This window comes from Acinetobacter sp. (assembly GCF_041911495.1).
GTDB lineage: Bacteria > Pseudomonadota > Gammaproteobacteria > Pseudomonadales > Moraxellaceae > Acinetobacter.
Genome location: NZ_JAYROT010000058.1, coordinates 51,009 through 73,068 on the forward strand (window position 1 = coordinate 51,009; position 22,060 = coordinate 73,068).

The window sequence follows — 22,060 nt, forward strand, 5'->3', positions numbered from 1 at the left end:
ATGGCTAAAGTTGAACAAAACGAAGGTCTTGTTGAAAAGCTGGTTGCCGTTGATCGTGTAGCCAAAGTGGTTAAAGGTGGTCGTATCTTCTCTTTCACAGCATTAACTGTTGTAGGTGATGGTAACGGTCGCGTAGGTTTTGGTCGTGGTAAAGCACGTGAAGTTCCAGCTGCTATTCAAAAAGCACTTGAAGCTGCTCGTCGCAACATGATTACAGTTGACCTAAAAGGCACAACTTTACAACATCCTGTGAATGCGCGTCATGGTGCAAGCCGTGTGTACATGCAACCTGCATCTGAAGGTACTGGCGTAATTGCTGGTGGCGCAATGCGTGCTGTTTTAGAAGCAGCGGGTGTACATAACGTACTTGCGAAATGTTATGGCTCTACAAATGCCGCTAACGTAGTAAACGCAACTTTTAATGGTTTGCGTGACATGACTTCTCCTGAGAAAGTCGCTGCGAAACGTGGTAAATCAGTAGAAGAAATTCAAGGGTAATAATCATGAAAACGATTAAAGTTACCCAGACTAAATCATCAGCGCATCGTTTGAAAAATCACAAACTTTGCCTACAAGGTTTAGGTCTGCGTCGCATTGGTCATACTGTAGAAGTTGTTGATACTCCTTCTAACCGTGGCATGGTCAATAAAGTTTACTATATGGTCAGTGTAGAGGAATAAGCCATGACTCTGCGTTTGAATGAACTTGCACCTGCAGAAGGTGCAAAGCGCGAAAACCTTCGTGTTGGTCGTGGTATCGGCTCTGGTGTCGGTAAAACGGGTGGTCGTGGTGTGAAAGGTCAAAAATCACGTAAAAGTGGTGGCGTTCGCCCAGGTTTCGAAGGTGGTCAAACAGCGTTGTATCGTCGTTTGCCAAAATTTGGTTTTACTAGCCAAATCGCATTAAAAACAGCTGAAGTACGTTTGTCTGAGCTTGCTAAAGTTGAAGGTGATATCGTTTCACTAGACACTTTGAAAGCTGCGAACGTAGTACGTAAAGATATGTTGCGTGCTCGTATTGTACTTTCTGGTGATGTTGCTCGTGCATTCACTATTCAAGGTGTTGCATTGACTAAAGGTGCGAAGGCTGCAATTGAAGCAGCTGGCGGTAAAGTCGAGGAGTAATCGTCGGTGTCTATGTCTCCTAGTTCTTCTGGTCACGTACATTTGCAAAAAGGGCAACCTTTTTATGTGAAGTATCGTGAAATTATTAACCGATTGATGTTCCTTGTTGGAGCATTATTGGTGTTTCGACTAGGAGCGCATATACCTGTACCTGGTATTAATAATGCTGCACTAGAGAATTTATTTAATGCAAACCAAGGAACTATCCTTGGTATGTTTAATATGTTCTCTGGTGGTGCGTTAGAGCGTATGTCGATTCTTGCGCTTGGGATCATGCCGTATATTTCGGCATCGATCATTGTGCAGCTCATGTCTTCTGTCGTGCCTTCATTAGAAGCATTAAAGAAAGAAGGTGAGCAAGGTAAACGTAAAATCCAACAATATACTCGTCAGGGTACATTATTACTTGCACTGGTTCAGTCAGTCGGTATGTGTGCTGGTTTGATTAGTCAAGGGATTACGTTATCTACAGGCTTAGCATTTTATGTTCCTGCTGTGACCTCTTTGGTTGCAGGTACCATGTTTTTGATGTGGTTGGGTGAGCAAATTACTGAGCGTGGTGTAGGTAATGGTATCTCGATGATTATCTTTGCAGGTATTGTTGCAGGTTTACCAACATTGGTGATGCAAACTTTCTCATCTGTTGAAAGCGGACAGAGTAGTTTGATTGCGATATTAGTGTTTGCGGTATTGTCTTTGATCGTTTTGGCGGCCATTGTCTTTATCGAAAAAGCACAACGTCGTGTCCCAGTGAACTATGCACAAAAGCAGCAAGGTCGTCGTGTCTTTACTGCACAGCAAACACATTTGCCATTAAAGATTAATATGGCGGGTGTGATTCCTGCGATCTTTGCAAGCTCGCTGCTATTGTTCCCTGCAAGTTTGGGTCAATGGGTGGGAAGTAATGATCCAGATGCTGGTATTATTAAACGTGCTTTACAAGATTTGGCATTAGTTTTGTCACCTGGACAGCCGTTATACTTAATTCTGTTCGGTGCTTTAATTATCTTCTTCTGTTACTTCTATACCGCTTTGGTATTTAGTCCTAAAGAAGTTGCTGAGAATCTAAAACGTAGTGGTGCATATGTACCAGGTATTCGCCCAGGTGAACAGACGTCACGGTATTTAGATCATATTCTTAATCGTTTGACCTTCATTGGTGCGATCTATATGACCATCATCTGTTTGATGCCGATGGTGCTACAAAGCTCTTTCGGTGTGCCATTTTATTTGGGTGGTACATCGTTGCTGATTGTTGTGGTTGTCGTGATGGATTTCATGGCACAGCTACAAGCTCATTTAACATCGCATCAATATGATAATCAAACATTGATGAAAAAATCGACCGCTCAACCATAAGTTGGAGCAATAGAGGTTTATCATGAAAGTTCAAGCTTCAGTGAAAAAAATTTGTGGTAACTGTAAAGTTATCCGTCGTAATGGGGTGATTCGCGTAATTTGTAGCGCAGAGCCTCGTCATAAACAACGTCAAGGTTAATCTTAATCTTAGACCTGTTGATTTATTAGGTTTTTTGGGTTAATATCCGCCCCTCAAGATTTTTGTGGGGCGGCTCATTATCACGAGTGCCTTGTTGGAGAAAAGTCAATGGCTCGTATTGCCGGTGTAAACATTCCGGATAACAAGCATGCTGTTATCTCTCTTACGTATATCTTTGGTGTTGGTCTTCACACTGCTAAGAATATCTTGGCTGCTGTGGGTATCGCTCAAACAACGAAGATTCGTGAATTGGATGACGCTCAGCTAGATGCGATTCGCTCGGAAATTGCTAAGGTTCCTACCGAAGGTGATTTACGTCGTGAAATTTCCATGAACATTAAACGTTTAATGGATTTAGGTTGCTACCGCGGCCTTCGTCATCGTCGCAGCTTGCCTGTCCGTGGTCAACGCACCAAAACTAACGCACGTACCCGTAAAGGTCCGCGCAAACCGATTAAAAAGTAAGATTTTTGGAAGCTAAAAGATGGCTAAAGATACTCGCACACGCAAGAAGGTCTCTCGTACCGTCTCTGAAGGTGTTGCACACATTCACGCGTCTTTTAATAACACCATTGTAACGATTACCGATCGTCAAGGTAATGCATTGGCTTGGGCTACCTCTGGTGGACAAGGCTTCCGTGGATCACGTAAATCAACTCCGTTTGCTGCTCAGGTAGCGGCTGAAGTTGCTGGCAAAGCAGCTTTGGACTACGGTTTGAAAAACTTGGACGTCCTTGTAAAAGGTCCTGGTCCAGGTCGTGAATCTGCGGTTCGTGCATTAGGTGCAGTGGGTTATAAGATTAACAGCATTACCGATGTGACCCCAATTCCTCACAACGGTTGCCGTCCACCTAAAAAACGTCGCGTGTAAGGAGAAACATTCATGGCTCGTTATATTGGTCCTAAATGCAAACTCTCTCGCCGCGAAGGGACAGACCTGCAACTTAAATCTGGCGTTAAGCCTTTTGACGTCAAAACTAAAAAACATGCTAAAGCGCCTGGTCAACATGGCGGGGCTCGTGGCAGTAAGCAATCTGAGTATTCACTACAATTACGTGAAAAACAAAAAGTACGTCGTATGTACGGTGTTTTAGAGCGTCAATTTAGTAATTACTATAAAGAAGCTGCTCGTGTAAAAGGTGCAACTGGTGAAAACTTGTTGAAACTCCTTGAAAGCCGTTTAGATAACGTTGTTTATCGTATGGGCTTTGGTTCTACTCGTGCAGAAGCTCGTCAGTTAGTTTCTCACCGTAGCATTACTTTGAATGGTCGCCGTGTAAATATTGCATCAATTCAAGTGAAAGCAGGTGATGTGATTGCTGTGCATGAAGGCGCTAAACAACAGTTGCGTATTAAAAACGCAATTGAATTAGCGACTCAACGTGGTATTCCAGAGTGGGTTGATGTAGATCACTCTAAATTGGAAGGCACGTTTAAATCTGCACCAGATCGCGCTGATCTATCTGCTGAAATTAATGAAAGCTTGATTGTAGAATTGTATTCTAAATAATCCTTGAGGTGGCAATATGACGCGTACTGCAAACGAGTTCCTTACTCCGCAAGCGATCAAAGTCGATGCGGTTACAGGAACCTCGGCAAAAGTAATTCTTGAGCCTTTAGAGCGTGGTTTCGGTCACACTCTTGGTAATGCTTTGCGTCGCATTCTATTGTCTTCTCTACCTGGCGCTGCTGTGGTAGAGGTGGAAATAGAAGGTGTCGAGCATGAGTACAGTACCTTAGAAGGCTTGCAGCAGGATATCGTCGAGCTCTTGCTGAATCTAAAAGGGTTGTCAATTAAACTGTTCGATCAGAGCGAAGCATATTTAACATTAGACAAACAAGGCGCTGGAGAAGTCACTGCAGCTGATCTTCGTTTGCCACATAATGTTGAAGTTGCAAATCCTGAACATGTATTGGGTACTTTGAGTGCTAATGGTCATTTAAAAATGCGACTAAAAGTTGCTCAAGGTCGTGGTTATGAGCCATCTGATGCGCGTTTCCCTGAAGGTGAAACTCGTCCAGTGGGTCGTTTACAGCTTGATGCAAGCTATAGTCCAATTACTCGTGTGTCATACACCGTCGAAAGTGCGCGTGTAGAACAACGTACTGACTTGGATAAGCTAGTTATTGATCTTGAAACCAATGGTACTGTTGATCCTGAAGAAGCGATTCGTAAGGCAGCGACCATTTTGCAACAACAAAACGCGAATTTTGTTGATTTGCAAAAAGATCAAGCACCTGTTGCACAAGAACCACGTGAAGAGGTCGATCCGATCTTACTTCGTCCAGTGGATGATTTGGAGCTTACTGTTCGTTCGGCGAACTGTTTGAAAGCAGAAAATATTTACTACATTGGTGATCTTGTTCAACGCACCGAAGTTGAGTTGTTGAAAACTCCTAACTTAGGTAAGAAATCGTTGACTGAGATTAAAGATGTGTTGGCTTCTAAAGGCTTACAACTCGGCATGCGCTTAGAAAACTGGCCACCAGCTAGTTTGCGTATGGACGATCGTTTTGCCTATCGTAGCCGTTAATTGAGTAGGACTATTCACCATGCGTCATCGTAATAGTGGTGTTAAATTAGGCCGTACTAGCAGCCATCGCAAAGCGTTGTTCCAAAATTTGACGAATGCTCTTGTAGAGCATGAGTTGATTAAAACAACTTTGCCAAAAGCGAAAGAACTTCGCCGTGTTGCTGAGCCTTTGATCACCTTAGCGAAAAACGATACTGTAGCAAACCGCCGTTTGGCATTTGCTCGTACTCGTTCAGCTGCAACTGTTGGTAAATTATTTACCGTTCTTGGCCCTCGTTATAAAGAACGTAACGGCGGTTATCTACGTGTGCTTAAAGCAGGCTTCCGTGCAGGTGATGCTGCGCCAATGGCTTATGTTGAGCTTGTAGATCGTGAGATCAAATCTGCAGAATAATTCTATTATTCGCAATAAAAAAGGTCAGCTTATGCTGACCTTTTTTGTGTTTGTGATTTTTCTAAATATATTCCTTACGGCTTATATATGACTAGGGCGGTGTATTTTGTTTAGCCAACAATTGCTGTGAAAGGCTATGATATGGATGAACTAGTTGTGGTGATTATGGGGGGATTTATTGACAATTACAAAGTAGAGGAACATCCATATCTAACCAGTAGTGTAAAGGCTTCAATTAATTTCATTATTGTTCTTAATTTGGGTTGCTGGAAAAGGCTTTATAAATGATACATTGACCTACTATGGATTTACGCTGAACTTTTTAGTCGCTACAGTAATATAGTCATTTCTAGCGGTTACTTTTAGCTTTATAGAGTTTGTTTTTAAAGGACGTAAATAACTATTCAAAAAATCAAATGAGCTTATTTGTTAATGATTATCAATACTTGCTTTTTTAAAACAATAGTGCTTAGATGGAAAACAAAACCATTTGATAAGCTGACCTTTTAGAAATCAATCGCAATTGATTGCTTTTGTAGGAAACTAAATTAATAAAAACAATTCTTTGAATGCTATCTAAAGTTAATGTTAGCTTGATTTTGCACGGTTGTATTTTCGATGATTTATCATGTTGTCATCAAATAAACATAAAAATTTCCCAAACTGACATTGTTCATTGTCAAGTTTGTGCTAGAGTAAGATCAAAGCAAAACTCGGAACAAAATAATGGCTCAGCATATTAATACATTGATTATCGGTGCAGGGATCTCGGGCATTGGTACAGCGGTACATCTCCAAAACGACGCACCGCAACGTGACTTCCTTATTTTTGAACGTCGTGACCGTATCGGTGGGACTTGGAGTTTATTCCAATATCCAGGTATTCGTTCTGATTCAGATATGTCTACCTTTGGTTTTGAGTTTAAGCCGTGGCGAAAAGCGAGTGTACTTGCTGATGGGGCCGCAATTTGTGAATATCTGCAAGAAACCATTGATGAAAATAGATTAAATCAAAAAATTAAATTTAAACATGCGATTGTATCTGCGAATTGGAATTCTGAAGCGCAATTGTGGGAATTGACCGTAGATAACTATGGTAAAAAAGAACAATGGACAGCAAACTTTGTGGTGAGCTGTACAGGTTATTACAACTATGCCAACGGTTTCCAACCTGATTTTCCACAAGCTGATCGCTTCAAAGGGCAATTTATTCATCCGCAACATTGGCCTGAAAACCTTGACTATGTCGGCAAAAAAGTCTTAATTATTGGTAGTGGTGCAACTGCGATTACCTTGGTGCCTGCAATGGCGAAACAAGGGGCGATTGTGACCATGTTACAGCGTTCCCCGACTTATATTGCGTCTGTGCCAGCGATCGATATGGTGTATAACACCATGCGTAAGTTCTTATCGGAAGAACGTGCTTATCAACTGACCCGTAAACGGAATATTGCGGTGCAGCGGGGCATATATGCACTGGCGAAGTCACAGCCGAAGCTGTTGAAAAAATTATTATTAACTGCGGTGAAACGGCAACTTAAGGGTAAAGTCGATATGAAACACTTTACCCCGACCTATAATCCGTGGGATCAGCGTCTTTGTGTTGTGCCAGATGGCGATTTGTTTAAAGTGCTTCGTGAAGGGCAGGCGTTTATTGAAACTGATCATATTGATCATTTTGAAGAAAATGGTGTGGTCTTGAAGTCTGGTAAGAAGATTGAGGCGGATATTGTGGTATCTGCAACAGGTCTTGAGATTCAGTTGCTTGGTGGTATTGATGCGACGAAGGATGGCGAGAAAATCAATACACGTGATGCAATGATGTATAAGGGTGCGATGTTTAGCGATATTCCAAATTTTGCATTGATTATTGGTTATACCAACGCATCTTGGACGTTGAAAGTCGATGTTGTTGCAGATTATCTTGCCCGTTTGCTAACGCATATGGATCAAAATCAACTTGCAACGGTGACTGCTCAAGGTGATTCGTCTGCCAAATCAACTGATAGTTTGATGGGGAGTAGTTTGACTTCGGGTTATATCAAGCGTGCTGATCAGATCATGCCACGTCAAGGTACGAAGTCGCCGTGGAGGAACGAGGCGAGCTATTATGCAGATCGTGATGCGCTTAAAAATGCACGCTTTGATGATGGTATTTTAAGCTTTGCCAAAAAACTGGTGGCAACAAAACCGACAGCAAAAAAATTGGCAAGCTAATCATCCGATACGCTGAACGTAAAAAATGCCTAGATTTGTCTAGGCATTTTTTATTGCTTTCAAGCCCCATAGCTTCTAATTTATCGTTTTCAACGAAGCGCTGATATTGTTTGTACTGAGTTGAAGATAACGCCATCCTTCGAAAGGAATTATTCAATCACACCGCAGGCAATACGTGCACCACCACCACCCAATGCTTCAGGTGTATCAGAATAATTATCACCACCTGCATGGATCATGAGTGCTCGACCTTGAATCGCATCAAGGCTTAAACGAGGCGCTTGTACTGCTGAAGTTGCTGTACCGTCGGCATTGACAGTGATCGCTGGCAAATCACCTAAATGACCTTCACCTTGTGGATAGCCATGTTTACCTGTATTTTGCGGATCGTAGTGACTACCTGCTTTGAGTGCAGCAGTGGCTTTGCCATCTTTCATATCAGGTTCGCATGATGGATTTTCATGGATATGGAAGCCATGTTTGCCTGGTGGAAGTCCTTGAAGATCAGGCTTCACCACCAAGCCACCCTGATCTGCTTTGATAAAGGTCACTGTACCAAGGCTACCTTCAACACCTTCAGCAGTCACGGCGTCTACTTTGATTTTGTGCATTTCATTGGTTTTCATGGTACTCGTACAGCCCGTCATGACGACTGCGGAAAGAAAGCCACATGCAAGCAATTTCATTTTTAGCATATTGGTCATATTCATTCTCCAAGGATCGATTCAATAAAATTCGTAAATTTAATTCTAGAGTAATACGAATGATTCTAAATTGCTGTAACAGCATGAAAGTAAAGCAACATAATGTAAAAAATAGAAATGTTCATACCAATAAAAAAAGCCCAACCGTTGTTGAGCTTAGTTTGTTCGGCATGTGGAATATTGCTATTTACTCGTATCCAAATCTTCTGTAAGTAAACCTTCTGTCACCAATTCATCTGCATTGGCATGAAAGTCTTCTGCTTTTTGAATATTTTCTTGGAGCCATTCTTTCCAAATCGCCAGTAAAACTGCCAAGATCACAGGACCGATAAATAAACCAACCAATCCAAAGCTTGCTAAACCGCCCAGTACACCAAACATAATCAATAAGAATGGAATTTTTGTTGCACCTGAGATCACGAGAGGGCGAATCACATTATCCGCACTACTGACAATGGCAACGCCCCAAATCAATACGCCTGCAGCTTCAACAGTATGTCCTTGTGAGAAAAGCCATAACGCCACGCTACCATAAGCAATCGGTGGACCAAATGGAATGAGTGCTAATACAAAGGTAACTAAGGTCAGCACCATCGGATTTGGCACACCCGCAACGATATAACTGAGACTTGCCAAGAGCGCTTGCACTATCGCAGTCAATCCGACACCATAGACCACGGCACGCGTTGTTTCAGAAATGGTTTGAAAATAATGATGAATCCGTGGACCAATGACCAATTCAAACGCTCGGCGCACCTGCTCCAAGATCAAGCTACCATCACGATAGAAGAAGAATAACGAAAAGATGGCAAAAATCAGCTTCACCAAATTGCGACTGATCTCAGCCAAGACAAAACGACCATAACCAAGATGCCCTTGAATCCACAAGCCAATATTTTGCGTAATCGCATGTGGATTGCTATTGAGCTCAAAGATGATGCGCTGAATTTCTGGACCAATAAATGGCAATGTTTGCACAAACTCGGGTACTTCAATTTTTCCTGCATAAAGCTGTTGCTGTACTTCGAAGTACAACTGACGCCCTTCATGTTGCAGTACAAAAATACCAATGGTGAGCGGAATCCCGACCACCAGTACCAAAAGACTGGTCATCAAAATTGCGCTGAGGTTTTTACGTTCCCCAACCCAATGATAAATTTTTTGATGCAAAGGCCATGTGATATAGGCGATGATGGACGCCCATAACACTGGAACAATAAAATATTTGAGAATTTCAAAGCTTAATAAGATCAGACAGAAGAATAGTCCGAATAGTAGTAAACGTTGTAAAATAGGCGCATTTTGTTGCACGAGAGCTTTCCATCTTCACGAAGCATGCTGAGACTTATGTTAGCTGAAAATCAACGCTTGTGGAACGCTGATTTTGTCAGTTACTAGGGGTTGGGTTTTAAAACCAATTCTGCTTTTTATCTTTGCTATTTTGACCCAACAAGCGACGAATCAATGGCTCCCATTGTTGTTGGATGAGCATGTATTGCTTCTGTGTACGGTCAAAGACACTTAAACCATCCATTGCCAACTGACCATAAGCTGTACGTTCACTGATCCACGCAACGGGCTCTTGCTCGACTTTATCAAAGAATTTCTGAATTTGTACTTTGCTATTTGCACCTGTCTTGATGCGGTTGGCAAGGAGCATGATGTCCACTTTGCCTTTACGGATGCGCTTAATGTCATCAATATTTTTTAAGAAACGCTTGGTACTGTCGATATCAAAAAATGAAGCTTGCAGTGGCACGATCATCGCATCACTTTCTGAGATGAGATGTTCTACATGCTCGCCAGAAAGAGCCCCCGGAGCGTCGATGATGAGCCAATCGACTTTTGCTGGTGCATCGCCAATAGAGCTTTCATTGCGCCAATCGACGGCTTGAATATTTGCGACTTCTTTGCCACGGACTTTGAGCCATTTGAGTGATGATTTTTGATTATCTGCATCGGCAAGTGCGACTTTGTAGCCACGATTGGCAAGTGCTGAAGCAAGAGTAATTGCTGTTAAGGTTTTGCCACAACCACCTTTTTGATTTGCAATTAAAATTGTCTTCATATGCTCACTCTTTAACCTTTCTAATAAATCATCATTACACAAAATCTTTACCCAAGCATATCATTAAAATATGACAAGAGAATGACAGGGTTGTGTAAAATTGGTTTTGATCTATTGATATTTCAGGCATGAATGTATTTGAGTTGTGCGCTTGAAATTGTTTTAATCTGCGCATAATCATGCATTAGTCTAGGTAAATTCTTATGTCTGTCCCAGTGGCGCTATTCATTGGTATTTGTATTGGGGTGATGATCAGCGTGTTGTGGTTGTATCTCATCAAAATACAACAGCTTCATGCAGAGTATCAATATGAAATCAGTGAAATGCGACGAGAGCATGATCAAGCACTTGCGCTCGCTCGTAAGCGTAGTGTGAATACCAGTCGTGCTGTACTCAAAGGCAAGATGGCAGAGCAGTTTGCGCCACATTTGCCTGAATTCGATTATTTGCCGAGTGATGCGAGATTCTTAGGCGATCCTGTGGATTATGTGGTGTTTTCAGGCTATAGCGACTTTCGAGAAGGTCTGTGTGATGCGGACGAGATCGAAGTGGTGTTGATTGACATTAAATCTGGTACTGCGAGATTGACCAAGGGACAGCAAGCAATTGCACAGGCGATTGATGATGGACGAGTGCGCTTTGAAACGATACATATTGCCCTGCCCACAGACGATAATGAGGATGAGGAGATTTAATCCTTAGTAAATCTAAGAATTTAAAAAGTTAAAAATTTCCCTTTCTATAAATTTATCGTTTTTGTACACGTGCCATCAGCATACGGTTTCCAATTGCAGGAATGCCATCTGCGTAGAAATAATTTTTTTCCAAAAATTCAAATCCTGCATTTTTTAAGTAGTGTTCAATATTGCGGTTGAGATGACAGCCATCGGCAAGCTTTTTCTGAATCGGTGTCAGTGCATTTTGCCAACGCTGTGTAGATGTCTGATCGGAATAGACATGCTCGACCAAATGAAATGTCCCACCGACTTCCATCACTCGATAAATTTCTGCCAAAGCCTGTTCGAGCTTGGGAATGCTGCACATTGTCCATGTTGACACCACATTTTTGATGCTGTTGGTCGGGAGTGGAATGGATTTTGCAAAATTGCGTAAATGACGAATTTCAAAATTACTTTGCGCAAGTCGCTCACTGGATAATGCTTCGATATGTGCATTGGGCTCAAGCGCATACAGCACATTCAGATTTTGATAAAATGCTAAATTCAAACCAGTACCAAAACCAATCTCCAAACATTCATCAGATATTGGCAAAAGTAACTCACGGCGTGCATCCATCAAGCTTGCTGTTTTCATTACTAGATCGAGCAAATGTGGAAAGATGTGTTGTTGATAGTATTGATAAGGTCTAAACAATTTCAAAAGTCGCTTTCCTTTCTGTGTATGCGGTTACAATTTGTGCATATTTTCTGTCGATTCTAGACTTAAATTTACCAAAAAATACGGAAAAATGCACAGCCAAGTTAGACAATGAAAGTGACACTATTGTATGTGTAAGCGTGCATGTAAGTAAGATTGGCAAAAGGGTAGGAAAGGTTTCGTGATGAAAGTCGTTTTTAAAAAAATCAGTTTAATCCTTGTGATGAGTTCTTTATCTGTGACAATTACCCATGCCAGTCATCACAATGCAGGTAGTACGCAACAAGCACAGCCTCGCCAAGACTTTTCAGTGCAAGCGTTGTATAACGTAGCACGTGGTCTCCCACCAGTTGAAGGGCAGTCTGTGTCTGTATTGCAACCTTTTCAGGGTGATTTTCGCATTTTGGGCTACAAGAATTATCAAGATGATGAGCAAGCCAAATTTTCACCTGTCGATTTTGCCGTGAGTTGGGGGATGTTCGCCAATCCAAAAATCGCATCACAAATCCAAGTTAAACAATACGATCGCTATTTGCAGTGGGCGATTCCTTACTTGCCAGTGCCTGCGGAAGAAGCGATGCAAATGGTGTCGAATATACACATCATTCCTGCCAATCCTGAGATTGCTAAACAGATCAAACAGGTCAAGCGAGGCGATTTGGTACGTATGCAAGGTGATTTGGTTGAGGTGAAATCAGAAGATTTGGTGTGGCGATCTTCGGTACGACCTGATGATGTCGGTGATGGCGCATGTGAGGTGTTTCGGGTCGATTCGATCCAATGGTTAGAGCAAAATGCAAAAGTGCCGAGCAAGCTGTAATTTTTAATCATTTCTGAATTGTTTTATTTTTAAAAGATCAAAACTAAGTGTAAAACATAAAGCGGACTTGGTGTCCGCTTTATGTTGTTTCAAGTGTATGAAAAGTTGTTTGGCTTAGATCGATTAGCTTAGGTCATAACGATCAGCATTCATCACTTTGACCCATGCTTTGACAAAGTCTTTGACAAACTTCTCTTTGTTGTCGTCTTGCGCATAGACTTCAGCGTATGAACGTAAAATCGAGTTTGAGCCTAATACTAGATCAACACGTGTCGCTGTCCATTTCACTTGTTCAGTTTCACGGTCGATGATCTCGTAACTATTGCGTCCAGTTGGTTTCCACTTGAAACGCATATTAGTCAGATTGACAAAGAAATCATTGCTGAGCACGCCAACATTGTCGGTGAGGACGCCATGTTTGCTGTCGCCATAATTGGTACCGAGGACACGCATACCGCCAACCAAGACCGTCATTTCAGGTGCGGTCAATCCCATGAGCTGTGCACGATCAAGCAATAATTCTTCAGGGGTATTTTCATAATGCTTTTTCTGCCAGTTGCGGAAACCATCATGAATCGGCTCAAGCACATCGAAAGATTCTGCATCGGTCTGTTCATCCGTAGCATCACCACGACCTGCTGCGAACGGCACAGTGATCTCAACACCTGCTGCACGAGCCGCTTGTTCAACCGCTGCTGTTCCACCAAGTACGATCAAATCAGCAAGGCTGACTTTCTTCGCCAAGCCTGCTTGAATAGATTCGAGTGTGTTAAGCACTTTTTGTAGGCGTTCAGGCTCATTGCCGACCCAATCTTTTTGCGGTGCTAAGCGGATACGTGCACCATTGGCACCACCACGGAAATCCGAACCACGATAGGTGCGTGCGCTATCCCAAGCCGTGTTAATTAACTCAACTGCGCTTAATCCGCTATTTAACAACTGTTTTTTCAGATCAGCAATTTCAGTATCAGATAAGGTGTAATCCACAGCTGGAATCGGATCTTGCCAAATCAAATCTTCACTCGGAAAATCAATGCAGACATATGAAAAGTTTGTACCATCAATGATTTAAACTGTATTCAGCAAGATAAACTTTCAATAAAGCTAACATACCTTGCTGGGTTGAAGTTTTACGATTGTTAGTCGAAACAGGCGCTTTGAAATCAGTGATGGGACGAACTCCTTTTGCATCGTGGGATGTCGATCAGATGTTGTCTTAATCATTGGAATTTATTATAAGAATGACGCTTAATATTTGTAAAACAGATTAAAACTTTAATAGTTATTTGAATATTCAATAGTGGTGTGTGAAGGAAACTCCACTTTGTTTGATGTCATTGTTTTAGAAAAGCCTCACAGGCAATGTTAATTTCAGCTTGTAAAATTTCCCATTCACTAAAATCAGGCTGAACCAACAGCGTCTGCATGACAAAACCATAAATGACACGATGTAAATTGATCGCAGTGCGTTGAAGGTGTTTTATCGCAAATGGTTGTAGCAAGTCCTGCCAAAGCTGACACATGAGCGCATAATGCTTTTGATAAACTTCGCTGGTTGAGAGTTGTCGTTCTAATAAAAAAATGGTCGCCCAAATCTGCTGTGCATTTTGAATCTTGTTTAGTTGAATATGAATCAGCTGCTTCACATAGTCAGTAATTAAAATATCAGGCTGAGAGTTTTTTATTTGTGCGCCATGATCAAGTAATTGCTGCGCCAGTGCCTTGATCTGTTGATGAATAATCATCGCAAACACATCTTCTTTTTGGCTAAAATATTCATAAAAAGTACCTAAACCCACGCCTGCAATCTCCGTCATCTCTCGAATGGTGATTTCAAAATGATGCTTCTTGGCCAAAAGCTGAACAGCACTATCGAGCAGAGCTTGTTGGGTAAACTTTGCCCTTGATTGGCGAGGCTTTCGGCGGACATTGATCGGGGATTGTGACATGCAGAAAATCCGAACAGCTCAAAGATTGGAATGATTTATACTGAATTGGAAATGTAAAAAATACAAGTAATCAGGAAACAGATGATGCAATCGCAACACATCGTAGACATGGAAACGACCTCAACACATACCGTCAGTAATCAGTTTGATGAATTGCAAGATTATAATTTGTTTGAAACGGATACCATTCTCAAAGAAATTCTGCATCATTATCACAGTGCGTTACAGGCGGAACATTCTGCGTTTGGCGAAACGGTTGGACGTGCGTCATTTTTCCAAGCTGCGGATCTCGCCAATCGTCATACACCTGAACTCAGTCGCTTTGATGCACGTGGGCGACGCATAGATCATGTCGAGTTTCATCCTGCGTGGCATCAGATCATGCAGATCAATCGTCAGTTTAATGTGCATGGCTATCCGTTTATTTCTAAGCCTTTTATTCATTCTGAAAATGGTCAAAAAAACTCGGCATGGGTGGATTGGGCGACTAAGTTTTATCTGACAGGACAGGTCGAAGCGGGCAACCTCTGTCCACATGCCATGACTTTGGGTTGTATTCCACTGCTACAACGTGAACCAAAACTTTGGGCGGACATCGGGGAGAAATTATTGTCCCCAGAATACGATGCCCGAGATATTCCAATCGCACAGAAAAAGTCGATTTGGATCGGTATGGGCATGACCGAAAAGCAAGGTGGCTCTGATGTGCGTGCCAATCAAACTATTGCCAAGCCGATTGATAAATCAGGTAGAGGTGAGGCGTATTTGCTTACAGGGCATAAATGGTTTTTCTCTGTACCAATGTCGGATGCGCATCTCGTGGTGGCGCAGACCGAGCATGAAGGCATTGGTTGTTTCTTTGTGCCACGTCGTCTGTCCGATGGCAGTTTGAATCAAGTGCATGTGCAACGCCTCAAAGAAAAAGTGGGGAATCGCAGTAATTCCAGTTCTGAAGTTGAATTTCAGAACGCATGGGGCATTATGATTGGCGAGGAAGGGCGTGGTATTCCGACCATTATCGAGATGGCGAACTATACTCGTCTGACCTGTTCGGTGGGTAGTACAGCGATTCTGCGTCAGGCGTTGGTACAGTGTCTTGCTTATACTCGTCAGCGTCAGACTTTTGGTAAGGCACTTGCCGAGCAACCATTAATACAAGCGGTATTGTCAGATTTGGCTTTAGAAACAGAAGCCGCTTTGCAATTGAGTATGCACCTTGCATCACATTATGATCAAATCGCTCAGCAAGACCATGCGAATGAAAATGCCTTATCACAAGCGTGGATACGTCTGATGACACCAGCGGCTAAGTTTTGGATTTGTAAGCGTGCGGTGGAGCTGACAGGCGAGGCGATGGAAGTGTTCGGAGGTAATGGTTATGTCGATAATGGCATCATGGCTCGCTTATTCCGTGAAGCACCTGTAAATACCATTTGGGAAGGTTCGGGCAATATCATGTGCCTCGATGTGCTTCGAGCGATGCAACGTGAATCCGAATTGATCGAAATACTTTTAGCGTCTTTTTCAGAAGAATGTACATCACATGAAACAATCAACATTGAGCGCAGTAAACTCTATGAAATGTTGATGCTTCCGCCTGATCAGTTGCAGTTCCAAGCACGGACATTGGTGACACGATTGGTGCTATTGGCGCAATCGGTACTGATGGTACGCTACTCTGAACCTGATGTTGCTGAAGCATTTATCCAAAGTCGTTATAGTGCCATGCACGGACGTGTAGTCGGTATGCTGAATATTTCTCAAGCAGACATTCAGCGTTTATTTGAGCGGGCTTTGGCATTCTAATAAATGAAAATTAAATAAAAAAAGCACTTAAATCGCTTTTGATTTAAGTGCTGAGTTATCTGTACAGTAAAAAAATTAAACCGTCACCACACGACTTGATTTCACCATATCTCCCAAACCATGCGTACGGAAATAATGTTCAATCATACTCTTGGTCATCAGTGGGTTATTCAACTTTAATGCTTGACCCAGTAAGTCTTTGGCATCCGACATTGGAATATTACAGATCGCTTTGCGTACTCGTAGAATATTACTTGAGCTCATTGACAAAGTATTAAAGCCCATCGCCATCAGCAAGATAGCCGTCAACGGATCGCCCGCCATTTCACCACAGATGCTGACAGGTTTTTCAAACTTGTGACAGTCCTGAACAAGCTTAGCAAGTGCACGTAAAATCGCAGGATGAAAATGTGAGTAAACACTAGCGACACGTGGATTGTTACGGTCGACAGCGAGTAAATATTGAATTAAATCGTTTGAACCAACTGAAAAGAAATCAACCAAATCCGCAAAGTCTTCGATCTGAAGCAAGATACTTGGTACTTCGATCATGATACCGATTTTTGGTCGGGTGATTTTCACTTGTTCTTCTTCTTGGACTGCGGCGAGATCACGTTCAAGCAAATACAAGACTTCTTCCACTTCACTGACGCTGGTGATCATCGGCAGTAAAATATGCAAATTATTCAAGCCAATACTGGCTTTGAGCATCGCTCGGATTTGCGATGAAAAAATCTCTGGATGATCAAGCGTAAAACGAATCCCACGCCAACCGAGTGCCGAGTTTTCTTCATCAATTGAGAAATATGGCAAATCTTTATCCGCACCGATGTCGAGGGTACGCATCACCACAGGTTTATTGGCGAAGTGGCTGAGCTGTTGACGATAAATGGCCCGTTGTTCCTCTTCTCCAGGGAAGCGCTCACGGAGCATAAAGGGAATTTCACTACGGTACAGCCCGACACCTTTTGCACCACGCTGTACGCCACGAACCACGTCGATCATTAGCCCTGTATTGACGAAAAGTTTCATTTCCTCGCCATCAGGTGTGATCGCATCTTTGGTTTCGTACTGTTTTAAATCCTTTGCGATGAGGTCTTCGTCTTTTTTGATTTCTTTGTAACGTGTACGTAGGCGACGAGGCGGATGAATAAAGACACGACCTTGATAAGCATCAACGATCATCTCCGCATCATCGAGTGAGTGAATTGGCAACTCCGTCACACCAACTACGGTCGGAATACCGAGTGCACGTGCCACGATCACCATGTGCGAGTTGGCTGCGCCTTCGGTGGTGACAATGGCTGCAATATTGGCAATTGGCATTTCGACCAATGCAGCGGTACTTATTTCTTCACCGATGAGAATGGTATCTTCGGTGATTTCTTTGTGGCCAGTATCTTCGGTTTGCAGATGTGCAAGGATGCGACGTCCAAGATCTTTGATATCGGATACACGTTCACGGAGATAGCCATCTTCCATCTGTGCAAAGGCATTGGCATGTTTATCAATGATACGGCGCACCGCACCTTGCGCCCATTGACCTTCTCGAATTAATGCATTGATCTCCGCAGGTAGGGCGTGGTCATCGAGCATGCGTAGAAAGACACTGAATAAAGCACGCTCTTCTGACATGAGTGAATCTTGCATCTTGGCATCAAGCTGTTGCAATTCTTCTCGAACTGCTTCGATGGCTTCTGCCAAAATATCTAATTCTTCACTAATGTCTTCTGCTTCACGATCAGGTACAGAAGAAAGGTCAGCCGCAGGATAAAGAATCACTGCTCGACCCAGTGCAATACCGTCCGCACCTGCTACACCGAGGAAAGTTTGATAATTTGGTCCGCTATTAGGCTTGCGGAACACATCAATGTTACCCACCACGTGCGCATGGGCAATCGCGCCTGAAAGCTGAGCGCATAAGGTGACAAGGAAAGATTCAGCTGCTTCGCTAAAGTCATGGCTTTCTTTATTTTGAATGACCATCACGCCCATCACCTTACGGCGATACATGACAGGCACACCCAGGAACGAGTTGTAAATTTCCTCACCTGTTTCTGGCAAGTACAGGAAGCGTTCATGTTGCGGGGCATTTTCTAAGTTGACAATTTCTTCACGTTGACCGACCAAGCCGACTAGACCTTCACTGGTGGATAGAGAGACATTGCCAACCGCTTCGGCTTTTAAGCCGTGTGTAGCCATCAGCACATAACGATGATTACGCTCATCAAGCAAGTAGATCGAGCAGACATCGACGTTCATGGCTTCTGCAACTTGATTGACCATGACATCCAAAGCCTCGTGCAGGCTTGGTGAAGCATCGACTTCTTGCACGATGCGTCGTAAGGTTTCAAGTTGCATGGTATTTGCCATTCACAATGTCCTTTACTCAGTGAATTGTTACAATCTCATCAATCTAAAATGTTCACCACAGTGGCACAATTTTTTTTGCACAGCTGATTCTGTGGTTCATTTCTGTTATGCGCTAAAAGGTAGCTCTAAACTTAGCTCTGTTAGGGCTCGACGATAGACATCTTTTTTAAAGTTCACCACTTGCCCGAGCGGATACCAGTAGCTGACCCATTGCCATTCATCAAACTCGGCAGGATCGGTGGTGTTTAAACAAATATGTTTCGTCGAACCTATAAGGCGCAATAAAAACCATTTTTGCTTTTGTCCGATACAGACTGGATTAGAGTCGGAACGGATGTAGCGATATGGCAAACGATATCTTAACCAGCCACGGGTTTGTGCAACGATCTCGACATGCTCTGGCAACAATCCAACTTCTTCATATAGCTCTCGAAACAGAGCATCTTCGGGAGATTCACCATATTGAATCCCACCTTGTGGAAACTGCCAAGCATTGTGTCCAATGCGTTTTGCCCATAGTACTTGTCCAGTGTCATTTGCCAAGATGATCCCGACATTGGGTCGGAAACCTTCGGAGTCGATCATTTGGCACCTAAATATTCTATGTTATGGACTTTGCGAGCAGGGCGAGTTCAGCGTATGATGCTTGCCGTGTGATCGCGCAGTCAAAAAGCAATTTAAATTGCTATGATCTTAACGAATTTCTGCGCTTTGCGGTAATAGAATTACATTTTTTTAACTAAATTCTTTAGGAATTTGAGAAGCTTGATGAAATTGGCATTATTTGATTTAGACCATACCCTGTTAAATACCGACTCCGATCATTCTTGGGGCGAGTTTTTGGTGAATGAGGGCTTAGTCGATGCTATCCATCATCGCAAAATGAATGATAAATTCTATGAGGATTACAAAGCAGGTCAGCTGGATCCGATCGCCTATAATGAATTTGTTTTTGATTTTTTGACCAAGCATGACAATGGCTATTTGACCGAATTGCACAACCTATTTATGCAAAAAGTGATTCGTCCGAAAATGCGCCCAAAAGGCTTTGATGCAATCAAACATCATCAAGATCAAGGGCATGCCATCGTTGGGATTACAGCAACTAGTGATTTTATTACGGCACCGATTTTTCGTGCTTTTGGCATTACTGAGATTATCGCCACCAATGCAGAAGTTGTTGATGGAAAATACACAGGTAAAGTGACTGGAGTACCGTGCTATCAAACAGGCAAACTGACCCGACTCGATCAATGGCTTGATGGTCGTCAAGTAGATGAATCTTGGGCGTATTCTGATTCGATCAACGATCGCTTTTTGCTTGAATATGCGACCCATGCAATCGCCGTGAATCCTGATGATCGCCTTGAACAATTAGCCAATGAGAAAAGTTGGAAAATTGAAGACTGGTCGATTTAAGGCTAGTCAATTTAAAATCAGTCAATTTAAAACGATTCGCTTTGAATATCTAAATTATTGATCATAAAACGACTATAAATTAAGAATGTCATCATTTGAAGATCATTCTTTTCCTAAACTTTCCAACTGATTTAATAGGCATTGCATCGCTTTGGACTGACTACGCTCAGGGTGCCAAACAATACCAAGCTGACGCTCAAGTTTGATATCTAAATCCAAGATACATAAGTCTTCATTGATCAAAGTATGTGGCAATACCGACCACCCTAAGCCGATGGATACTAACATGCGAATCGACTCAAGGGGGTTGGTACTCATCGAAGCATATGGCTTGAGTCCATACTTCGCAAACTCAGCTAAAGTGATCTGACTGGTATAAGTATTCGATGCAGGGAGTAAGCTCGGGTAAGTAATCAAATCTTCAAGTTTTAAGCGTTTTTGCTGTGCCAAAGGATGAAAAGGCGCAACCACAAAAGATAAAGGGTCATTCCAAAGTACACGATGCTTTAAGCGCGTATCAGGCTTTGGTGGCAAGGTGAGAAATGCAAGTTCAATCTCACCTGAAAGGACTAATTGTAAGGCTTGTTCAGAATCAACAAAATGTACATCAAGCTCAACTTGTGGGAACTGTTCCGCAAAGGGCTGAAGCTGTTTCGCCAAATGATGTAAGCCAATATGGTGACTCGTCCCAATTTTTAATTTCCCTGCGATATCTATTTGAGATTGACTGAGATCACGGTGCATATCTTCAAGCTGACAAATCCACTGCTGCACCTGTGGCAACAGGCGTTCAGCGGCTTGAGTCGGCTGAATATTTCGACCAACACTGTCAAAAAGTTGTACATTAAAAAAATGTTCAAGACTTTGAATGCGTTTGCTCACCGCAGGTTGGGTGATAAATAATTTTTCTGCTGCCATGGAAATCGAACCTGTTTCCATTACTTTGAGGAAGGCTTCGAAAGCGGCAATATTCATAATTTTTTATACTTGAAATTAAAGTGAATGATATAGAAATGATCTAATGAATCTAATCGAAATGCAAATGGATACGTTGATTTATTGTTGAGGTTTTTAGAAGGGGGATAGAAAGCTTGAGCGACAAGGCTCATTATTTGTTGAGAATGGCGAGCTTACTTGTGTCCGTAATGCCAAACTGCGCCAGTATAAGCGACGAAACCAATCGTTAATAATACTGCTGTCATCATGAGAAATTTTCCATTGATCTTTGATGAGCCTATTTAATGACATAAATATTACAGTATGATGACATTATTGTAATATTTAAAAAATTTTAAAACGCTTGAAATTCGGTGTATTGATTTGATTTTTAAAATAAAAATAAAATTGTTGTAGTTTATTTAATTAAAGATTTGCTGTCATATTCCATGAAATATGACAGTTTTTTGAAAATAATTTAAATATTTCTGGGGCAATTAGCGATTTTGATAACGCTCTAACTCACTTGGGTCATGTGCACAAAACATCTCGATTTCGGGATGTGCCAAGTTCAAAGTTCGCAATTTTTCTTGTGTCGCTATCCGCTGTACTTGATCGGTTTGTACCTGTTTTTCAAAAATGGCTAGACCGATTGGTATTTGAGGATTTTCCGTGATTTGACTCGGATGGAAATACGCATCACCGCAATGCAGGGCAGAGTAAAACTTGAAGTGCGACATAAACCACCTAATTAATTTAAAGGGTTTATGGAGTATATAAAATTGTCATACCATCATCTTAACTTTGAAGATCGTACTGCATTAATGCTTGAGTCAAGAAA

Annotated in this window: 23 protein-coding genes and 2 pseudogenes; 15 read left to right on the forward strand and 10 right to left on the reverse strand. The window is 42.2% G+C overall.

Features of this window, described 5'->3' with window-relative positions; all coding sequences use genetic code 11:
- The 11 genes from rpsE to ACE3PQ_RS07475 all read left to right on the forward strand — a co-directional run bounded on the left by rpsE (position 1) and on the right by ACE3PQ_RS07475 (position 7,767).
- Positions 1-498, forward strand: coding sequence for a 30S ribosomal protein S5 (gene rpsE / locus ACE3PQ_RS07425; protein ID WP_241570201.1), 498 nt, complete (start codon positions 1-3; stop codon positions 496-498).
- A 5-nt stretch (positions 499-503) separates the two neighbouring features.
- The gene (rpmD, locus tag ACE3PQ_RS07430) at positions 504-680 is read left to right on the forward strand and encodes a 50S ribosomal protein L30 (RefSeq protein WP_374296550.1); all 177 of its coding nucleotides are present in this window, start codon (positions 504-506) and stop codon (positions 678-680) included.
- Positions 681-683: 3 nt separating this feature from the next.
- Positions 684-1,124 carry a 50S ribosomal protein L15 gene (rplO, locus tag ACE3PQ_RS07435; RefSeq protein WP_374296552.1) on the forward strand — a complete coding sequence of 147 codons (441 nt, stop codon included), beginning with the start codon at positions 684-686 and terminating at the stop codon, positions 1,122-1,124.
- A gap of 12 nt (positions 1,125-1,136) precedes the next feature.
- Positions 1,137-2,483 (forward strand): preprotein translocase subunit SecY, encoded by a 1,347-nt coding sequence (secY, locus tag ACE3PQ_RS07440; RefSeq protein WP_241570245.1) that lies wholly within the window; start codon positions 1,137-1,139, stop codon positions 2,481-2,483.
- Positions 2,484-2,505: 22 nt separating this feature from the next.
- Positions 2,506-2,622: a 50S ribosomal protein L36 gene (gene rpmJ, locus ACE3PQ_RS07445; protein WP_039619814.1), complete on the forward strand. Its 117-nt coding sequence runs from the start codon at positions 2,506-2,508 to the stop codon at positions 2,620-2,622.
- 108 nt (positions 2,623-2,730) lie between these two features.
- Positions 2,731-3,087 (forward strand): 30S ribosomal protein S13, encoded by a 357-nt coding sequence (gene rpsM / locus ACE3PQ_RS07450; RefSeq protein WP_241570203.1) that lies wholly within the window; start codon positions 2,731-2,733, stop codon positions 3,085-3,087.
- A 19-nt stretch (positions 3,088-3,106) separates the two neighbouring features.
- Positions 3,107-3,493, forward strand: a complete 387-nt coding sequence (rpsK, locus tag ACE3PQ_RS07455; protein WP_004641037.1) for a 30S ribosomal protein S11 — start codon at positions 3,107-3,109, stop codon at positions 3,491-3,493.
- 12 nt (positions 3,494-3,505) lie between these two features.
- Positions 3,506-4,132 carry a 30S ribosomal protein S4 gene (gene rpsD, locus ACE3PQ_RS07460; RefSeq protein WP_241570204.1) on the forward strand — a complete coding sequence of 209 codons (627 nt, stop codon included), beginning with the start codon at positions 3,506-3,508 and terminating at the stop codon, positions 4,130-4,132.
- A gap of 16 nt (positions 4,133-4,148) precedes the next feature.
- Positions 4,149-5,156, forward strand: a complete 1,008-nt coding sequence (locus ACE3PQ_RS07465) for a DNA-directed RNA polymerase subunit alpha (RefSeq protein WP_374296556.1) — start codon at positions 4,149-4,151, stop codon at positions 5,154-5,156.
- Between the two features lie 19 nt (positions 5,157-5,175).
- Positions 5,176-5,550: a 50S ribosomal protein L17 gene (rplQ, locus tag ACE3PQ_RS07470; RefSeq protein ID WP_092616763.1), complete on the forward strand. Its 375-nt coding sequence runs from the start codon at positions 5,176-5,178 to the stop codon at positions 5,548-5,550.
- Between the two features lie 726 nt (positions 5,551-6,276).
- Positions 6,277-7,767 (forward strand): flavin-containing monooxygenase, encoded by a 1,491-nt coding sequence (locus ACE3PQ_RS07475; protein ID WP_374296558.1) that lies wholly within the window; start codon positions 6,277-6,279, stop codon positions 7,765-7,767.
- Positions 7,768-7,916: 149 nt separating this feature from the next.
- Here ACE3PQ_RS07475 and sodC read toward each other — a convergent pair whose 3' ends face one another.
- The 3 genes from sodC to ACE3PQ_RS07490 all read right to left on the reverse strand — a co-directional run bounded on the left by sodC (position 7,917) and on the right by ACE3PQ_RS07490 (position 10,539).
- Positions 7,917-8,471 (reverse strand): superoxide dismutase [Cu-Zn] SodC, encoded by a 555-nt coding sequence (gene sodC / locus ACE3PQ_RS07480; RefSeq protein WP_374296560.1) that lies wholly within the window; start codon positions 8,469-8,471, stop codon positions 7,917-7,919.
- Positions 8,472-8,654: 183 nt separating this feature from the next.
- A complete protein-coding gene (locus ACE3PQ_RS07485; RefSeq protein WP_374296562.1) occupies positions 8,655-9,782 on the reverse strand; it encodes an AI-2E family transporter in 1,128 nt (375 codons plus the stop codon).
- 97 nt (positions 9,783-9,879) lie between these two features.
- A complete protein-coding gene (locus ACE3PQ_RS07490; RefSeq protein ID WP_374296565.1) occupies positions 9,880-10,539 on the reverse strand; it encodes a ParA family protein in 660 nt (219 codons plus the stop codon).
- Positions 10,540-10,742: 203 nt separating this feature from the next.
- Here ACE3PQ_RS07490 and ACE3PQ_RS07495 point away from each other — a divergent pair, with 203 nt between their 5' ends.
- A complete protein-coding gene (locus tag ACE3PQ_RS07495) occupies positions 10,743-11,234 on the forward strand; it encodes a Holliday junction resolvase-like protein (RefSeq protein WP_241570209.1) in 492 nt (163 codons plus the stop codon).
- Between the two features lie 52 nt (positions 11,235-11,286).
- On the opposite strand, the gene ACE3PQ_RS07500 is transcribed toward ACE3PQ_RS07495, so the two are convergent.
- On the reverse strand, positions 11,287-11,853 hold the full coding sequence (locus tag ACE3PQ_RS07500; RefSeq protein ID WP_374296585.1) for a class I SAM-dependent methyltransferase: 567 nt from the start codon (positions 11,851-11,853) through the stop codon (positions 11,287-11,289).
- 370 nt (positions 11,854-12,223) lie between these two features.
- On the opposite strand from ACE3PQ_RS07500, the pseudogene ACE3PQ_RS07505 reads away from it, so the two are divergent.
- Positions 12,224-12,736, forward strand: a pseudogene (locus ACE3PQ_RS07505) (hypothetical protein); the annotation flags it as partial.
- A gap of 123 nt (positions 12,737-12,859) precedes the next feature.
- Here the strand turns inward: ACE3PQ_RS07505 and ACE3PQ_RS07510 are convergent.
- Both ACE3PQ_RS07510 and ACE3PQ_RS07515 read right to left on the reverse strand, forming a co-directional pair.
- Positions 12,860-13,768, reverse strand: a pseudogene (locus ACE3PQ_RS07510) (peroxidase family protein); the annotation flags it as partial.
- Positions 13,769-14,070: 302 nt separating this feature from the next.
- Entirely contained in the window at positions 14,071-14,685 is a 615-nt protein-coding gene (locus ACE3PQ_RS07515) for a TetR/AcrR family transcriptional regulator (protein ID WP_374296567.1), read from the reverse strand.
- A 108-nt stretch (positions 14,686-14,793) separates the two neighbouring features.
- Between ACE3PQ_RS07515 and ACE3PQ_RS07520 the strand changes: the two genes are divergently transcribed.
- On the forward strand, positions 14,794-16,491 hold the full coding sequence (locus tag ACE3PQ_RS07520; RefSeq protein WP_374296587.1) for an acyl-CoA dehydrogenase family protein: 1,698 nt from the start codon (positions 14,794-14,796) through the stop codon (positions 16,489-16,491).
- Between the two features lie 75 nt (positions 16,492-16,566).
- Here ACE3PQ_RS07520 and ptsP read toward each other — a convergent pair whose 3' ends face one another.
- Positions 16,567-18,864, reverse strand: a complete 2,298-nt coding sequence (gene ptsP / locus ACE3PQ_RS07525; RefSeq protein ID WP_374296569.1) for a phosphoenolpyruvate--protein phosphotransferase — start codon at positions 18,862-18,864, stop codon at positions 16,567-16,569.
- A gap of 105 nt (positions 18,865-18,969) precedes the next feature.
- On the reverse strand, positions 18,970-19,449 hold the full coding sequence (locus ACE3PQ_RS07530; RefSeq protein WP_374296571.1) for an RNA pyrophosphohydrolase: 480 nt from the start codon (positions 19,447-19,449) through the stop codon (positions 18,970-18,972).
- A 183-nt stretch (positions 19,450-19,632) separates the two neighbouring features.
- Between ACE3PQ_RS07530 and ACE3PQ_RS07535 the strand changes: the two genes are divergently transcribed.
- Positions 19,633-20,283: an HAD family hydrolase gene (locus ACE3PQ_RS07535; protein ID WP_374296573.1), complete on the forward strand. Its 651-nt coding sequence runs from the start codon at positions 19,633-19,635 to the stop codon at positions 20,281-20,283.
- 102 nt (positions 20,284-20,385) lie between these two features.
- Here the strand turns inward: ACE3PQ_RS07535 and ACE3PQ_RS07540 are convergent, their stop codons facing one another.
- Positions 20,386-21,258 (reverse strand): LysR family transcriptional regulator, encoded by an 873-nt coding sequence (locus ACE3PQ_RS07540; RefSeq protein WP_374296576.1) that lies wholly within the window; start codon positions 21,256-21,258, stop codon positions 20,386-20,388.
- 458 nt (positions 21,259-21,716) lie between these two features.
- A complete protein-coding gene (locus ACE3PQ_RS07545; RefSeq protein ID WP_374296578.1) occupies positions 21,717-21,959 on the reverse strand; it encodes a hypothetical protein in 243 nt (80 codons plus the stop codon).
- Positions 21,960-22,060: the final 101 nt, after the last annotated feature.

Excerpts from the sequence above, each read along its gene's own strand:
- rpsE (WP_241570201.1), top strand. The coding sequence starts at position 1 with ATGGCTAAAGTTGAACAAAACGAAGGTCTTGTTGAAAAGCTGGTTGCC.
- rpmD (WP_374296550.1), top strand. The coding sequence starts at position 504 with ATGAAAACGATTAAAGTTACCCAGACTAAATCATCAGCGCATCGTTTG.
- rplO (WP_374296552.1), top strand. The coding sequence starts at position 684 with ATGACTCTGCGTTTGAATGAACTTGCACCTGCAGAAGGTGCAAAGCGC.
- secY (WP_241570245.1), top strand. The coding sequence starts at position 1,137 with ATGTCTCCTAGTTCTTCTGGTCACGTACATTTGCAAAAAGGGCAACCT.
- rpmJ (WP_039619814.1), top strand. The coding sequence starts at position 2,506 with ATGAAAGTTCAAGCTTCAGTGAAAAAAATTTGTGGTAACTGTAAAGTT.
- rpsM (WP_241570203.1), top strand. The coding sequence starts at position 2,731 with ATGGCTCGTATTGCCGGTGTAAACATTCCGGATAACAAGCATGCTGTT.
- rpsK (WP_004641037.1), top strand. The coding sequence starts at position 3,107 with ATGGCTAAAGATACTCGCACACGCAAGAAGGTCTCTCGTACCGTCTCT.
- rpsD (WP_241570204.1), top strand. The coding sequence starts at position 3,506 with ATGGCTCGTTATATTGGTCCTAAATGCAAACTCTCTCGCCGCGAAGGG.
- ACE3PQ_RS07465 (WP_374296556.1), top strand. The coding sequence starts at position 4,149 with ATGACGCGTACTGCAAACGAGTTCCTTACTCCGCAAGCGATCAAAGTC.
- rplQ (WP_092616763.1), top strand. The coding sequence starts at position 5,176 with ATGCGTCATCGTAATAGTGGTGTTAAATTAGGCCGTACTAGCAGCCAT.
- ACE3PQ_RS07475 (WP_374296558.1), top strand. The coding sequence starts at position 6,277 with ATGGCTCAGCATATTAATACATTGATTATCGGTGCAGGGATCTCGGGC.
- sodC (WP_374296560.1), bottom strand. The coding sequence starts at position 8,471 with ATGACCAATATGCTAAAAATGAAATTGCTTGCATGTGGCTTTCTTTCC.
- ACE3PQ_RS07490 (WP_374296565.1), bottom strand. The coding sequence starts at position 10,539 with ATGAAGACAATTTTAATTGCAAATCAAAAAGGTGGTTGTGGCAAAACC.
- ACE3PQ_RS07495 (WP_241570209.1), top strand. The coding sequence starts at position 10,743 with ATGTCTGTCCCAGTGGCGCTATTCATTGGTATTTGTATTGGGGTGATG.
- ACE3PQ_RS07500 (WP_374296585.1), bottom strand. The coding sequence starts at position 11,853 with ATGAAAACAGCAAGCTTGATGGATGCACGCCGTGAGTTACTTTTGCCA.
- ACE3PQ_RS07515 (WP_374296567.1), bottom strand. The coding sequence starts at position 14,685 with ATGTCACAATCCCCGATCAATGTCCGCCGAAAGCCTCGCCAATCAAGG.
- ACE3PQ_RS07520 (WP_374296587.1), top strand. The coding sequence starts at position 14,794 with ATGGAAACGACCTCAACACATACCGTCAGTAATCAGTTTGATGAATTG.
- ptsP (WP_374296569.1), bottom strand. The coding sequence starts at position 18,864 with ATGGCAAATACCATGCAACTTGAAACCTTACGACGCATCGTGCAAGAA.
- ACE3PQ_RS07530 (WP_374296571.1), bottom strand. The coding sequence starts at position 19,449 with ATGATCGACTCCGAAGGTTTCCGACCCAATGTCGGGATCATCTTGGCA.
- ACE3PQ_RS07535 (WP_374296573.1), top strand. The coding sequence starts at position 19,633 with ATGAAATTGGCATTATTTGATTTAGACCATACCCTGTTAAATACCGAC.
- ACE3PQ_RS07540 (WP_374296576.1), bottom strand. The coding sequence starts at position 21,258 with ATGAATATTGCCGCTTTCGAAGCCTTCCTCAAAGTAATGGAAACAGGT.
- ACE3PQ_RS07545 (WP_374296578.1), bottom strand. The coding sequence starts at position 21,959 with ATGTCGCACTTCAAGTTTTACTCTGCCCTGCATTGCGGTGATGCGTAT.